Here is a 14305-nt window from a genome sequence, read left to right as displayed (position 1 = left end):
GATGTGCAGATTTCAAATTTCAGATGTGCAGATGAAGCGAATTTGAAAATTTGAGTATTTGAAGATTTGAAAATGAAAACACGGATGTGCAGATTCCAAATTTCAGATGTGCAGATGAAGCGAATTTGAAAATGAAGACAAAACACATATTTCAGATGTGCAGATGAATTTAGATAGAACAAGTGTAATTAAAGTCTCCCCCTTCAGGGGGAGATTATTTGCGGTTTATTGTTTTTCTAAGGTGCTCATGAAAGCTTCGCTATTTAGAGGGGGCTTGATGTTGTTTCTGCTGATACTCTTTGGTTCATGCGCTGAATCGTTTAAGCAGATTCCGCCGGATAAGTTTAATGATACGATAGCGAAACGAAAGGATATTAAAACATCCGACGAACTGATTAAAGCTTATTACCAGTACCGGCAGTATTACAGTGAAACCGACGCGAGGCCACGATTAAATATCACTTCAAGAAAACTGGATTCGGGCGATTATGAAATAACTGCTATAGACACCATTACGAATGACGATGCCCTGGCAGCCGAGAAGATTGTGATGATAGCCACCCGGAAAGCTGAAACCTGGAAAACTTTAGATATTAAATACAACTGGAAAGCCCGCGATGGTTATGGTAGTTCAGAATGGGGTACAGGAAACTAAAATCGAATTCAAATTCAAAATAAGGGCCAACCACCCCGCTAATCAGAACCCTCTCCTTTGGAGAGGGCAGGGTGAGGCTGGAGGCTTTACGCGTAGCAATGCTCCTCGCGGGTAGTAAGTTTACCAATCATTTCTTTTAAGGCGGTGCGTGCACGGTGTAAAGTTGTGCGCGACAGCAATTCACTCATCCCCAGCGATGTGCCAATTTCCTGGTGCGAGTATCCTTCAATGGCGTACATATTAAATACCGAGCGATAAGTTTTAGGCAGTTTTTGAATCAGTTTCATCAAATCTTTTGCCTCAAGTTCATTATCATTATAAGCTTTGCTGATAGGCATATCACTATCGGCAGCAAAATCCTCAACCAACACAACCGGGCGTAATTTGCGGTAGCGCGAAATAGCCGCGTGCACCATAATACGGCGCACCCAACCTTCCAGGCTGCCATCGCCACGGTAGTTTTGCATGTTCCTGAATATTTTTATAAAACCTTCTTGCAGTATATCCTGCGCTTCGTCTTTATCGGTAGCATAGCGCATGCAAACAGCCAGCATCCGCGATGCAAATAGTTTGTAAAATTGTTCCTGGCTTTTACGTTCGTTGCGTAAGCATCCTTCCCAAATTGTCTGTAAACGTTCGTCGGCAGTAGTCATTGTATTGTGTGTTTATTTGTGAAGCCTATGCCAATCCAAGTGCCATTTTGTAATTTGTTGATTTTTAGATAGATATAAATTTAGGCTATTTTAAAACCGTTCGTTAACGGACGGTTGATACGCACAGGCGAACACAAAGCCCCCTAACCCCCTGAAGGGGGAACGATGGTTTTAATATGTGTTAAAGTTATTTTACCGCTTATAAAAGTCTCACCCTTCAGGGCCTACTGTGTGTACACATCTTTTTAATAAAAGAAAATGTCATTTCGATAGAGCAGTGGGGGCAAGAGTGAGGGTGCGAAAGAGAAATCTTAGACAATTTACATCCCCAAAAAGCCTATCGGAATGTAGGACGTATAAGATTTTTCCTCACCCCACCACTTAAATCCACCTCTGATTCGTTCGAAATGACATCAGTTTTGTTTAGTGATACGATTTTAAAAAGATGTGTACATACAGTAGCTTCAGCGCAGAGTAAACGCATCTAAATAGCTAACGGCGATAAGCTGTTATTTAAATAATAGCTAACGGAATAAGCTTATAGCGTCGGGAAGATATAAGTATCAAACGATACCTTGTTTTTATCGGCTGATCCCGGTTAAATGATGGAGGTACCCAAGTGACTTGTATTGGCCAACACCATACACAAATATTTGGATGCGGCTAAATTGCGCAATCAGTTTAGTGTTAACCATGATAAAATATAAACTACTGATTATTAAATATTTATAAAAAATATATTTGAAATGTGTTAAGTTATGTTAACCCAATCAGATGCGTTTGCCCCGGCATCTTGTCGAGATAATTTCGCGTGCGTCCCAACCTTTATATTTAAAGCCCTTGTCTTTGGTTGGGTGAGTAAAATAAATTAGGCTCTAAAAAGAAATATTAAAAAGTCTCTCCCTTCAGGGGGAGATTATTCGCGTTTTATTGTTTTGAGGCACTCACGAAAGCTTTGCTATTTAGAGGGGGCTTCTTACCTTTGCCTTAATCCGGGATAAAAACCCGGCGATAGTATGACAAAAGAAATTGAAATAGTATGCCCTCCCGGGCAGCATGAAGATGAGGCAGTGATTAAACGCCTTGCGGCTGCGGCTTTAAATATGCAGCCTCAAAAATTATCGGCTGTTAAAGTGTTAAAACGATCTATAGATGCCCGTGGCCGTAAAGTGGTTTACCGCATGGTGGTGCAGGTGTTTATTGATGAGCCGTACAATCCCGAAATTTTTACTGTAAATTATCCCGACGTACAGTTTGGTCGCCCGGTTATTATAGTAGGCGCAGGCCCGGCAGGTATCTTTGCCGCATTGCAATGCATTGAGCTGGGATTAAAACCCGTGATACTGGAACGGGGCAAAGATGTTAAACAACGCAGGCGCGATTTGGCCAATATTAACAAACAGGGCCTGGTTAACCCCGAATCAAATTATTGCTTTGGCGAGGGTGGGGCCGGTACCTACTCAGATGGTAAGCTGTACACCCGATCTACCAAGCGCGGCGATGTAAACCAGGTGCTGAAAATGTTTGTTGCCCATGGGGCAGATGAAGATATATTAATAGATGCCCGCCCGCATATTGGTACCAACAAGCTCCCCCAGATTATTACCGCCATGCGCGAAACGATATTAAATGCAGGCGGCGAGTTTTTGTTTGATAGCAAAGTGACAGCCTTACTGGTTGAGTTTGGCAAGATAAAAGGCGTAAAACTGGCCAGCGGCGAAAAAATGACCGCTGATGCCGTAATCCTGGCAACGGGCCACTCGGCAAGGGATGTGTTTGAAATGCTGCATCATCAAAATATACTGATAGAGGCCAAGCCATTTGCTTTAGGTGTACGCATAGAGCATCCGCAGGAAATAATTGACCGCGCCCAGTACCATTGCGAAAACCGTGGTCCGGATTTGCCGCCATCCTATTATAATTTGGTTGAGCAGGTAGAGGATAGGGGCGTATTTTCGTTTTGTATGTGTCCCGGCGGTATTATAGCGCCCTGTGCAACCGCCGAAAATGAAATTGTGGTAAACGGCTGGAGCCCTTCAAAACGGAATAACCCATTTGCCAATTCAGGTACAGTAGTACAGATTAATATGGAAGATGTGGCCGGCAATGACACCGATCCATTCAAAATGCTCAACTTTCAGCACGAGGTGGAACGCGCCGCCTTTAAAGCTGGCGGCGGCAGCCTGGTTGCACCGGGTCAGCGTATGGTCGATTTTGTGGAAGGTCGTTTGTCAAATGATCTGCCCGTAAACTCCTACCTGCCGGGCACAAAGAGTACCGAACTGAAGGAGGTGTTACCCGGTTGGATTCACAAACGTCTGCAAAAAGCGTTGCCAGCTTTTGGCAGGAAGATGAAGGGCTATTATACCAACGAGGCGATTTTGGTGGGGGTAGAGTCGCGCACGTCATCGCCGGTAAAAATTCCCAGGGATAAAGAAACTTTGCAGCACCCCCAGGTTAAAGGATTATTTCCGTGTGGCGAGGGGGCCGGTTATGCGGGTGGCATTATTTCTGCTGCTATTGATGGTGTTAACTGCGCGCTGGCCGCTTTAAAAATATTAGTATGACAATTTCTGAAAAACTGAGTGCCGAATTACAAAAGATACTATCTGGCGATGCCTGGTATGGTTCGCCTGTTTATGATATAGTAGAAAGCATCGGCTTCGAGACCGCCTACGAAAAGCCGCCTGGATCTGTCCATAACATAGCCGAAATTGTTTTACACATGATAGCCTGGACAGAAGAAGTAATGGATAGGATGAATGGGCTTACGGCTGGCATACCCACCAGTGGCGACTGGCCCGAAACCGGTGCGCCTGACGAACAAAAATGGCAAAACTATGTTGATGATTTAAAGCTGGTGAACGTAAATTTGATTGGCGTTATCCAGAACTTCCCGCAGGAACAATGGGATGAGCCGATAAAAGACGAACGGAACCGCGAGATGGGAACAGGTGTGAGCTATGAAGAATTGATTAACGGACTTATTCAGCATCATATTTACCACTCCGGCCAAATTGCTTTATTAAACAGGATAATCAATGGCTGATAAAAAGACACTTATATTAGGAGCAACGCCCGATACCGGCCGGTACGCAAATCTTGCAGCCAACAGGTTGGTTGGTCATGGGCACAGTATAGTTAATGTAGGCATAAAAACAGGCGAGGTTGCCGGTGTGCCTATCGAGAAGCCCGAAGCCATTCATAATGATATAGATACGGTTACTTTGTATGTTGGCCCTCAAAACCAGCCACCACTGTACGATTATATTTTGAATACACACCCCAAACGTATTATATTTAATCCTGGTACCGAAAATTCTGAACTCAGGCGCATGGCCACTGAAAAAGGAATTGAAACCGAGTATGCATGTACACTGGTGCTATTATCAATAGGGCAGTATTAAAAGCCCCCTAACCCCCTGAAGGGGGAACAAAAAATTACAAAAGTACAGCTATGCCAATAAAAAACTCCCCCTTCAGGGGGCTGGGGGGCTCGCCAATATTCTTATCTCTTTAGGATAATAATTATTGATCCTGTTTGGCAATAGCTTAGCCCATCCTAAGGCTTGTCCCTCGTAGTTCATCAGGCTCCAGCCCTTTTCGGTAGGGTTTAGGTCGATGTTGTCTCGGCGAAGGTATTGAATAGCCTGGTCGGAGGTAAGTTCAGTTTGCAAGACCGCGTCCTTATTAATAATAGTACTTAAAGCCAGCTCATGGTCGGGTATCAAATCTTTCCCCATTAATTTACCCACGCGCACACCGGATTTTTTAAGGTACAGATGTCTTTGTAATATGTTCAGGCTTTCTTTATGCGCGCGGTTAATCGCCAGCCAATCTTCGTTCACTTTAAAATAATAGTAGTCGTCCGGGTTGTTAACGTATGCTTTCACCTGGTCAATTTCCTTACTGCTTATTTTTTGATGCATGTTGTTTTTAAAGGTGCCCAGTTCGCCGGTGTTGGTTCTCTTTTTAAGGCACGATGCAAATAGCCCCTCACCCTTAACCTTGCCCGGATAAAAGCGGTATCCCCATGCCTCTTTATCGGGCGATTGCGTTTCTACAATACCCCACTCCTTATATATAGGTATACGTACGCTTTCCAAATCAAATTCAAGGCAAAGCCAATCCAGTATATCTTCGTTTTCCTGATGCGAGTAAGAGCAGGTACTATATATAAGGTATCCGTCTTCTTTTAAGGCAGGGAGTATATCGGCCAGGATCCGTTCCTGTCGCTGGTGGCACAATTCCACATTGGCCTCCGACCACTCGTTCATTGCCTGCGGATCTTTACGAAACATGCCCGAGCCCGAACATGGTGCATCAACCAGGATAATATCGAAAAAGCTTTTTAACCGCCCAATGTCTTTCGGATCGTTATTGCTCACTATTACGTTTGCCTGTCCCCAACGGCTAAGGTTATCTGTTAATACAGGTACGCGTGTTTTAATAATTTCATTGGCAACCAACAAATCATCGGCATTAATGGCCGAGTTAAGGAGTGTACTTTTGCCACCCGGAGCAGCGCAAAGGTCAAGTACTTTTATTGTGCCATTTATATTTGGGCGGATATGTTTTAATATATTGTCAATAAACATCGACGATGCCTCCTGTACATAATAGCACCCGGCATGAAAAAGTGGGTCGAATGTGAAGGATGGGCGGGTGTTTAAATAAAATCCATCGCTACACCAGGCTACTTGTTCATCTGTTTTTAATGATGGATGCTTAAAAGGATTAAGCCTTATTGAGGTAGGCGCATCAGTAATTTGATGTGCTTTGATAAAATTTTCTTCGTCAAATCCATTTTCTGCGCTTAATGTTTGCAGGAAATTATCGGGGAACTGTTGCTCATTCATATACTTTGTAAATATACAAATTAGGTATATGCTATTGTTTATAAGATATTCGGGCGCTGTTGGGTTTTATTTAACGTTAGTTTACAGTTACTTGTAGAATTGTTTTAATTATTTGAAAATTTCTCTTGGTTGGTAAGTGGTTTTCTGTGTACATTTGTGGCCGCTCCAGAAAAAGGGCGTTGTTTTTTGAAGAGTTAGCGAATATAAAAAAGATCAAAAAGAGTGAAATTATCACTTGTTAAATCAAATTAAAATTCGCACTTTTGCAACCCGCAATCGAAGAGGAAGATCAAGTGAAAATGATCGGTTTCGGGTCTCCAAAAAAAAGAAAAAATAAGTTTTGGAAAAGTAAAAAGGTTTTCTACCTTTGCAGACCCAAACGGAGGGTTGCTTTGAGGAGCAAAAGAAGTTAAAAAGCCGGAGCGATTCCGGTAATAGAAATGACAAATCAGACAAGGCAACTTGTAAAGATTATATAGCGGATTCGGATGATGAAGCGGGAAAGTTCTTTTAAGAAATAGAAAATCATGTAGAGTAACAACTCAAACAAAAAGAAGCTGCAAGGCGGAAAAGAGTAAGAGGAGTTATGATAACAAACAAATGTTAGATACTGTATAAAGATACATAATTATACAGATTCTATTATTAATAATAGGGTCAGTGAACAAACGAGACATTTTACAATGGAGAGTTTGATCCTGGCTCAGGATGAACGCTAGCGGCAGGCCTAATACATGCAAGTCGGACGGGATAGAAGAGCTTGCTTTTCTTGAGAGTGGCGCACGGGTGCGTAACACGTATGTAACCTACCTTGTTCAGGGGGATAGCCTCTCGAAAGAGAGATTAAGACCGCATAACATTATGATATGGCATCGTATTATAATCAAATATTTATAGGAACAAGATGGGCATGCGGAACATTAGCTAGTTGGTAAGGTAACGGCTTACCAAGGCTACGATGTTTAGGGGATCTGAGAGGATGACCCCCCACACTGGTACTGAGACACGGACCAGACTCCTACGGGAGGCAGCAGTAAGGAATATTGGTCAATGGGCGGAAGCCTGAACCAGCCATGCCGCGTGCAGGAAGACGGCCCTACGGGTTGTAAACTGCTTTTGTACGGGAATAAACCTTTGGTCGTGACCAAAGCTGAATGTACTGTAAGAATAAGGATCGGCTAACTCCGTGCCAGCAGCCGCGGTAATACGGAGGATCCAAGCGTTATCCGGATTTATTGGGTTTAAAGGGTGCGTAGGTGGCTTATTAAGTCAGGGGTGAAAGACGGTAGCTTAACTATCGCAGTGCCTTTGATACTGATGAGCTTGAATGAACTAGAGGTAGGCGGAATGTGACAAGTAGCGGTGAAATGCATAGATATGTCACAGAACACCAATTGCGAAGGCAGCTTACTATGGTTAGATTGACACTGAGGCACGAAAGCGTGGGGATCAAACAGGATTAGATACCCTGGTAGTCCACGCCCTAAACGATGAATACTCGATGTTGGCGATATACGGTCAGCGTCTAAGCGAAAGCGTTAAGTATTCCACCTGGGGAGTACGCCCGCAAGGGTGAAACTCAAAGGAATTGACGGGGGCCCGCACAAGCGGAGGAGCATGTGGTTTAATTCGATGATACGCGAGGAACCTTACCCGGGCTTGAAAGTTAGTGAATTGAGCAGAGACGCTCAAGTCCTTCGGGACACGAAACTAGGTGCTGCATGGCTGTCGTCAGCTCGTGCCGTGAGGTGTTGGGTTAAGTCCCGCAACGAGCGCAACCCCTATGTTTAGTTGCCAGCACGTTAAGGTGGGGACTCTAAACAGACTGCCTATGCAAATAGAGAGGAAGGAGGGGACGACGTCAAGTCATCATGGCCCTTACGTCCGGGGCTACACACGTGCTACAATGGGCAGTACAGAGGGCAGCTACCTGGCAACAGGATGCCAATCTCCAAAAGCTGTTCACAGTTCGGATCGGGGTCTGCAACTCGACCCCGTGAAGTTGGATTCGCTAGTAATCGCGTATCAGCAATGACGCGGTGAATACGTTCCCGGGCCTTGTACACACCGCCCGTCAAGCCATGGAAGCTGGAAGTGCCTGAAGTGCGTAACCGCAAGGAGCGTCCTAGGGTAAAGTCGGTAACTGGGGCTAAGTCGTAACAAGGTAGCCGTACCGGAAGGTGTGGCTGGAATACCTCCTTTCTGGAGCAGTATCGATACATCAGTTATTGTAACAAGTTACCTACATGATTATTTCTTAAAATTGGTTGATTGGTTTATTGAGTTAGATTAAGTTGATAGGTTATATGCTATATATAATACAAAACAACAAATCAGTAATTCACTAATTCAGTCATTCAATAATTAAACACAAAAAGGAAACCCAAAAGATGAAGCCATCTATGTGGAGCGAAGCCGAAAGGTGAGCTGGGACACAGTTGGCAGTTCACAGTGGGCAGTAAAGAGCAGTTAGCAGTTGGCAACAAGAGCTAACTACAAAGCAGTACAAGCTGCAAACTGCAAACTAAAGACTGCAAACTGAAATATAGTCCTGTAGCTCAGCTTGGTTAGAGCACTACACTGATAATGTAGGGGTCAGCAGTTCAAATCTGCTCGGGACTACAAGCGCAGCGAAGCTGCGAGTGGGCAGTAAACAGTTCACAGTAGGCAGTAAAAAAAGGCTGCAAACTGCAAACTCAAAACTGCAAACTCATCTTAAGGGGGATTAGCTCAGCTGGCTAGAGCACCTGCCTTGCACGCAGGGGGTCAACGGTTCGAATCCGTTATTCTCCACCATGCCAGTTAGCAGAAGGCAGTTTACAGTGGGCAGTTAAAATAACTGCAAACTGAGAACGGCAGACTGCAAACTGACAAAACGTTCTTTGACATATTGGAAGAAGTAATAAAAAAGAGAAGACAACAGTATAGAGGACTGTTGCAGGCTTTTGAATATTGCGGAAAAGTAAAAAAGGAGAAAGGCTTCGGTCTTGCTACTTGATACTAAGTACTTGATACTAAAAACGGCAACAAGAATCAAAAAGCATACTATACGAGCAAAAGGCGTATAAGTAGAAGAAAGTAAGAAAGGGTACACGGGGGATGCCTTGGCTCTCAGAGGCGATGAAAGACGTGATAAGCTGCGATAAGCTACGGGGATTTGCAAATAAGATTTGATCCGTAGATTTCTGAATGGGGAAACCTAATTAGTTGAAGACTAATTGCATAAATGCGCAAACCTGCTGAACTGAAACATCTAAGTAAGCAGAGGAAGAGAAAATAATAATGATTTCCTGAGTAGTGGCGAGCGAAAGGGAAGAAGCCCAAACCAATTATGTTACGGCATAATTGGGGTTGTAGGACCACAACATGAAAATCAAACAAAACCGGAACGGGGTGGGAAACCCGGCCATAGAGCATGATAGCTGCGTACGGGTAATGAATGATTGGATAGTGGTATCCTGAGTACCGCGAGGTCGGAGACGCCTTGTGGGAATCTGCCGGCACCATCCGGTAAGGCTAAATACTCCTGAGAGACCGATAGTGAACCAGTACCGTGAGGGAAAGGTGAAAAGAACCCCGAACAGGGGAGTGAAATAGAACCTGAAACCGTGTACTTACAAGCGGTCGGAGCAGAGCAATCTGTGACGGCGTGCCTTTTGCATAATGAGCCTACGAGTTACTCTTTCCTGGCAAGGTTAAGTGTTTAAGACACGGATCCGAAGCGAAAGCGAGTCTGAATAGGGCGTATAGTCAGGGGAGGTAGACGCGAAACCTTGTGATCTACCCATGGACAGGTTGAAGGTGCCGTAACAGGTACTGGAGGACCGAACCGATAAACGTTGAAAAGTTTCCGGATGATTTGTGGGTAGGGGTGAAAGGCTAATCAAACTGGGAAATAGCTCGTACTCCCCGAAATGTTTTTAGGAACAGCCTGGCGGTTGAGTTAATAAGAGGTAGAGCTACTAATTGGGTGCGGGGGAGTCAAATCCTACCAAATCCAGATAAACTCCGAATGCTTATTAATATACGCTGGAGTGAGGCTCTGGGTGCTAAGGTCCAGGGCCGAGAGGGAAAGAACCCAGACCATCAGCTAAGGTCCCCAAATTACTGCTAAGTTGAACTAACGAGGTCCGATTGCACAGACAGCTAGGATGTTGGCTTGGAAGCAGCCATTCATTTAAAGAGTGCGTAACAGCTCACTAGTCGAGCGATCGGGCATGGATAATAAACGGGCATCAAGCAGTATACCGAAGCTATGGATTTGCAGCAATGCATCTGGTAGGGGAGCATTCTATTATCCGGCGAAGCAGGAGGGACAACCGACTGTGGAGGGAATAGAAAAGCAAATGTAGGCATAAGTAACGATAAGGCGGGAGAGAAACCCGCCCACCGAAAGACTAAGGTTTCCTGATCAACGCTAATCGGATCAGGGTTAGTCGGGGCCTAAGGTGAAGCCGAAGGGCGTAGCCGATGGACAACTGGTTAATATTCCAGTACTTTTTATAACTGCGATGCGGTGACGGAGTAGTGACACTGACGCGAACTGACGGAATAGTTCGTTAAAGGCCGTAGGTATATGGACTGTAGTTAAGTACGCAGACCATGCTGAAAGCTGATAGTATACCAAATCTTCGGAGGCGGTAATAGTTCAGGTAATCAGACTTCCAAGAAAACCCGCTAAGCTTCAGGTTATAAAAACCCGTACCGTAAACCGACACAGGTAGTCGAGGAGAGAATCCTAAGGTGCTCGAGTGAATCATGGCTAAGGAACTCGGCAAAATGGCCCTGTAACTTCGGGAGAAGGGGCGCTTTCAGCAATGGAAGCCGCAGTGAAAAGGCCCAGGCGACTGTTTAACAAAAACACATGGCTATGCAAAATCGAAAGATGACGTATATGGCCTGACACCTGCCCGGTGCCGGAAGGTTAAGAGGGGATGTTAGTCGCAAGGCGAAGCATTGAATCGAAGCCCCGGTAAACGGCGGCCGTAACTATAACGGTCCTAAGGTAGCGAAATTCCTTGTCGGGTAAGTTCCGACCTGCACGAATGGTGTAACGATCTGGGCGCTGTCTCAGCCATGAGCTCGGTGAAATTGTGGTATCGGTGAAGACGCCGGTTACCCGCAACGGGACGGAAAGACCCCATGCACCTTCACTACAACTTAACATTGATATCGGATACAGGATGTGTAGGATAGGTGGGAGACTGTGATCCAGCTTCGCTAGGAGTTGGTTAGTCAACGTTGAAATACCACCCTTTCTGTATTTGGTGTCTAACTCTGCACAGCGGAGGACATTGTTTGGCGGGTAGTTTGACTGGGGTGGTCGCCTCCAAAAAGGTAACGGAGGCTTTCAAAGGTAAGCTCAGTACGCTTGGTAACCGTACGTGGAGTGCAATAGCATAAGCTTGCTTGACTGTGAGGCAGACAAGCCGAGCAGGGTCGAAAGACGGATATAGTGATCCGGTGGTTCTGCATGGAAGGGCCATCGCTCAAAGGATAAAAGGTACGCTGGGGATAACAGGCTGATCTCCCCCAAGAGCTCATATCGACGGGGAGGTTTGGCACCTCGATGTCGGCTCGTCACATCCTGGGGCTGGAGAAGGTCCCAAGGGTTGAGCTGTTCGCTCATTAAAGTGGCACGCGAGCTGGGTTCAGAACGTCGCGAGACAGTTCGGTCCCTATCTGTTGTGGGCGTTGGAAGTTTGAGTGGGGCTGACCTTAGTACGAGAGGACCGGGTTGGACTAACCTCTGGTGAATCTGTTATGGCGCCAGCTGTATTGCAGAGTAGCTACGTTGGGAATAGATAAGCGCTGAAAGCATCTAAGTGCGAAACTAGCCACAAGATGAGACTTCCATTGAGGGTCGTAGCAGACTACTACGTTGATAGGTCATAGGTATAAAGGTGGTGACATCATAGCCGAGTGATACTAATTGCCCGAAGCTTTCTCATAGCAGGTAATAATAGTGGTTGATGGCAAATGGATCATAGTTCATAGTAATATGTACGATGAACCATGAACTATCAACCATGAACAGACTAATATTGTTGTTTTCTCTGATTAATTACTTCTTTCAATAATATGTCATTGTTAAGGCAGAAAGGCCAAAGGATAAAGGCAAAAGGTATTAAAAACCTTTCACCCTTCACCTTTAAGCTTTCACCTCGACATTAAAAATATTCAGGTGCCTATATCGGCGGTGTCTACCTCTTCCCATTCCGAACAGAGAAGTCAAGCCCGCCAGAGCCGATGGTACTGCGGTAAAACGTGGGAGAGTAGGTCGGTGCCAAATCTTAAATCAAGCCCTTGCTGGAAACAGTCAAGGGCTTTTTTGCGTTCCATTGGTTCACTGGTTCATTAGTCATTGGTGTTCGGTTAGATACTATACCGTTCGGGTGTTCGGGGGCGAACACTTATATTGTTTGCAATCAGTAGGTTAAGTGTTTGGGCAATCATAGAACATGCAATTCACAGGCTGATCAACGCCTCCGTTCGCAGGCATAGCCATGTTATAATCCATTAATCTTCAGAATAGCACAGCGGAATAGGGTATCCCTGCCGGCACCTTGTCAGCTCCTTATCTGCCACCATGAGGCCACTATCGGTCACCCTTGATGCTGCCAATATGCACCCTTCGGGTACCGGGGTTTGGGTGTGGGCTGTTTTTGGCAGGTGCTGAGTGGGAAAGTCCATCATGGGTTATCAGAAAAAAAGGGGGCAAAAGTTTGGGGCGCTGGTATTGTTAGGTTACTGACAAAGTTGTGTCACCATTTTTGTTGGTGGGGCGTGGTAAATTTGTGAGGGTCGGGTTCGGGGGGCGGGTTGCGGTGTTTGTAGATGATTGGTGGGGTTTATAGCATCGCGCCTTCCGTTACCATCTGCCAACTACACCCCAACTCCCCCCCGTAACCCGAACCTCCCAACCCTCAATCCCCAACCACCATGCTTAGCCTACAATTCACCGAAAAAAACAAAACCCCGAAAGGCCCCTCGGCCGATCAGCTGGCCTTCGACCACGTGGAGGCCGACCCGTATAACCCCAACGCGCTCTTCCACATTTATAAGGCCAACCAGTGGATGGCTATGGAGCAGGAGGCCGAAACGCCGCAAATGCTGTTCGGCCGGTTTTGGCTGCAGGGCGAGCTGTGCATCCTGTTTGCCGATACCAATATGGGCAAAAGCATCCTGGCGGTGCAGCTGGGCCAAAGCATTGCCGCGGGCAAGGCCATCCCCGGGTTCGAGATGAATGCCGAGCCCGCCCCGGTGCTGTACATCGATTTTGAACTGGCCGGCAAACAGTTTGAACAACGCTATACCGACGAGCGCGGCACCTTCCGCTTCAGCGACAATTTTATGCGCGGCGAATACAACCAGCTATACAAACACTACAGCCCCACCACCCGCTTTAATGATGATGTGATCGAGGCCCTCACCCGCGGCATTAAAACCACCGGCGCCACCGTGCTGATTATCGATAACATTACCTGCATGCGCAAGGGTACCGAACGCGCCAACGAGGCCCTGCCCCTCATGAAACAGCTTAAATACCTCAAAACCCGCCACGGCCTCAGCATCCTGGTGCTGGCCCATACCCCCAAGCGCAACCCCGCCATGCCCATTAGCCGCAACGATTTGCAGGGCAGCAAAATGCTCATCAACTTTGCCGACAGCGCCTTTGCCATCGGCGAAAGCAATAAGTGGACCGGCTACCGATACCTTAAACAAATAAAACAGCGCAGCACCCAGGAAACCTACGGCGCCGAAAACGTGGTTCAATGCAAACTGGTGCGGCGCGACAGTTTCCTGCAATTCAACTTCGAGGGCACCTGCCACGAGCTCGACCACCTGCTTACCAGCACCCAGCAACTGCGCGACCGTAACGCCAACCAGGTGGCCCAGCTTCACGCCCAGGGCCTAAGTCAGCGCCAGATAGCCGCCCGCCTCAAACTCGGCCTCGCCACGGTTAATAAAATGATAGGATGGGCGAGGGATTAGATGTGCAGATGTGCAGATTTCAGATGTGCAGATGTGCGGATTTCAGATGTGCGGATTTCGGATGTGCAGATTTTTTGTCCCCTCGGGTTCTCTCAACGAGGAACCTGAGGGGACGGTGCCTGTTGTATCCAAATAGCTCATCG

The 14305-nt window shown here is 46.2% G+C and carries 8 protein-coding genes, 2 tRNA genes and 3 rRNA genes; 10 read left to right on the top strand and 3 right to left on the bottom strand.

The window, feature by feature from the left end:
* Positions 1-247 precede the first annotated feature (247 nt).
* A complete protein-coding gene (locus tag ACFGVS_RS18485; protein WP_439695089.1) occupies positions 248-655 on the top strand; it encodes a hypothetical protein in 408 nt (135 codons plus the stop codon).
* 86 nt (positions 656-741) lie between these two features.
* Here the strand turns inward: ACFGVS_RS18485 and ACFGVS_RS18480 are convergent, their stop codons facing one another.
* Entirely contained in the window at positions 742-1308 is a 567-nt protein-coding gene (locus tag ACFGVS_RS18480) for an RNA polymerase sigma factor (RefSeq protein WP_090651624.1), read from the bottom strand.
* Positions 1309-2324: 1016 nt separating this feature from the next.
* Here ACFGVS_RS18480 and ACFGVS_RS18475 point away from each other — a divergent pair.
* The 3 genes from ACFGVS_RS18475 to ACFGVS_RS18465 are packed head-to-tail and all read left to right on the top strand — an operon-like array spanning position 2325 to position 4715.
* On the top strand, positions 2325-3875 hold the full coding sequence (locus ACFGVS_RS18475) for an NAD(P)/FAD-dependent oxidoreductase (protein ID WP_439695088.1): 1551 nt from the start codon (positions 2325-2327) through the stop codon (positions 3873-3875).
* Positions 3872-4357 carry a DinB family protein gene (locus ACFGVS_RS18470; protein ID WP_274210612.1) on the top strand — a complete coding sequence of 162 codons (486 nt, stop codon included), beginning with the start codon at positions 3872-3874 and terminating at the stop codon, positions 4355-4357. Before ACFGVS_RS18475 ends, ACFGVS_RS18470 begins: the two co-directional genes overlap by 4 nt.
* Entirely contained in the window at positions 4350-4715 is a 366-nt protein-coding gene (locus tag ACFGVS_RS18465; RefSeq protein WP_439695087.1) for a CoA-binding protein, read from the top strand. The genes ACFGVS_RS18470 and ACFGVS_RS18465 overlap by 8 nt, the downstream gene beginning before the upstream one ends.
* 72 nt (positions 4716-4787) lie before the next feature.
* On the opposite strand, the gene ACFGVS_RS18460 is transcribed toward ACFGVS_RS18465, so the two are convergent.
* On the bottom strand, positions 4788-6167 hold the full coding sequence (locus ACFGVS_RS18460; protein ID WP_439695086.1) for a methyltransferase RsmF C-terminal domain-like protein: 1380 nt from the start codon (positions 6165-6167) through the stop codon (positions 4788-4790).
* Positions 6168-6847: 680 nt separating this feature from the next.
* On the opposite strand from ACFGVS_RS18460, the gene ACFGVS_RS18455 reads away from it, so the two are divergent.
* The 5 genes from ACFGVS_RS18455 to rrf all read left to right on the top strand — a co-directional run bounded on the left by ACFGVS_RS18455 (position 6848) and on the right by rrf (position 12459).
* Positions 6848-8369: ribosomal RNA gene (locus tag ACFGVS_RS18455) — 16S ribosomal RNA — on the top strand.
* Between the two features lie 345 nt (positions 8370-8714).
* A tRNA-Ile gene (locus ACFGVS_RS18450) sits at positions 8715-8789 on the top strand.
* A gap of 97 nt (positions 8790-8886) precedes the next feature.
* Positions 8887-8963 (top strand) — tRNA-Ala (locus ACFGVS_RS18445).
* 276 nt (positions 8964-9239) lie between these two features.
* Positions 9240-12118, top strand: a 23S ribosomal RNA gene (locus ACFGVS_RS18440).
* Positions 12119-12347: 229 nt separating this feature from the next.
* Positions 12348-12459, top strand: a 5S ribosomal RNA gene (rrf, locus tag ACFGVS_RS18435).
* Together the 16S, 23S and 5S rRNA genes with 2 tRNA genes alongside form the textbook arrangement of a ribosomal RNA operon.
* A 227-nt stretch (positions 12460-12686) precedes the next feature.
* Here rrf and ACFGVS_RS18430 read toward each other — a convergent pair.
* Complete coding sequence (locus ACFGVS_RS18430) at positions 12687-12863, bottom strand: hypothetical protein (protein WP_439695085.1); 177 nt, start codon at positions 12861-12863, stop codon at positions 12687-12689.
* 246 nt (positions 12864-13109) lie between these two features.
* On the opposite strand from ACFGVS_RS18430, the gene ACFGVS_RS18425 reads away from it, so the two are divergent.
* On the top strand, positions 13110-14162 hold the full coding sequence (locus ACFGVS_RS18425) for an AAA family ATPase (protein WP_439695084.1): 1053 nt from the start codon (positions 13110-13112) through the stop codon (positions 14160-14162).
* The last annotated feature ends 143 nt before the right edge of the window (positions 14163-14305 follow it).

This window comes from Mucilaginibacter sediminis, from assembly GCF_051903035.1.
Taxonomy (GTDB): domain Bacteria; phylum Bacteroidota; class Bacteroidia; order Sphingobacteriales; family Sphingobacteriaceae; genus Mucilaginibacter.
The sequence above is the reverse complement of the archived record's forward strand: the minus strand, read 5'-3'. Positions and strand labels throughout refer to the sequence as shown.

What these genes read in the sequence shown, in the direction of transcription:
- ACFGVS_RS18460 (WP_439695086.1), bottom strand. Translation starts at nt 6,167, where the DNA reads ATGAATGAGCAACAGTTCCCCGATAATTTCCTGCAAACATTAAGCGCA.
- ACFGVS_RS18480 (WP_090651624.1), bottom strand. Translation starts at nt 1,308, where the DNA reads ATGACTACTGCCGACGAACGTTTACAGACAATTTGGGAAGGATGCTTA.
- ACFGVS_RS18465 (WP_439695087.1), top strand. Translation starts at nt 4,350, where the DNA reads ATGGCTGATAAAAAGACACTTATATTAGGAGCAACGCCCGATACCGGC.
- ACFGVS_RS18430 (WP_439695085.1), bottom strand. Translation starts at nt 12,863, where the DNA reads ATGATGGACTTTCCCACTCAGCACCTGCCAAAAACAGCCCACACCCAA.
- ACFGVS_RS18485 (WP_439695089.1), top strand. Translation starts at nt 248, where the DNA reads ATGAAAGCTTCGCTATTTAGAGGGGGCTTGATGTTGTTTCTGCTGATA.
- ACFGVS_RS18475 (WP_439695088.1), top strand. Translation starts at nt 2,325, where the DNA reads ATGACAAAAGAAATTGAAATAGTATGCCCTCCCGGGCAGCATGAAGAT.
- ACFGVS_RS18425 (WP_439695084.1), top strand. Translation starts at nt 13,110, where the DNA reads ATGCTTAGCCTACAATTCACCGAAAAAAACAAAACCCCGAAAGGCCCC.
- ACFGVS_RS18470 (WP_274210612.1), top strand. Translation starts at nt 3,872, where the DNA reads ATGACAATTTCTGAAAAACTGAGTGCCGAATTACAAAAGATACTATCT.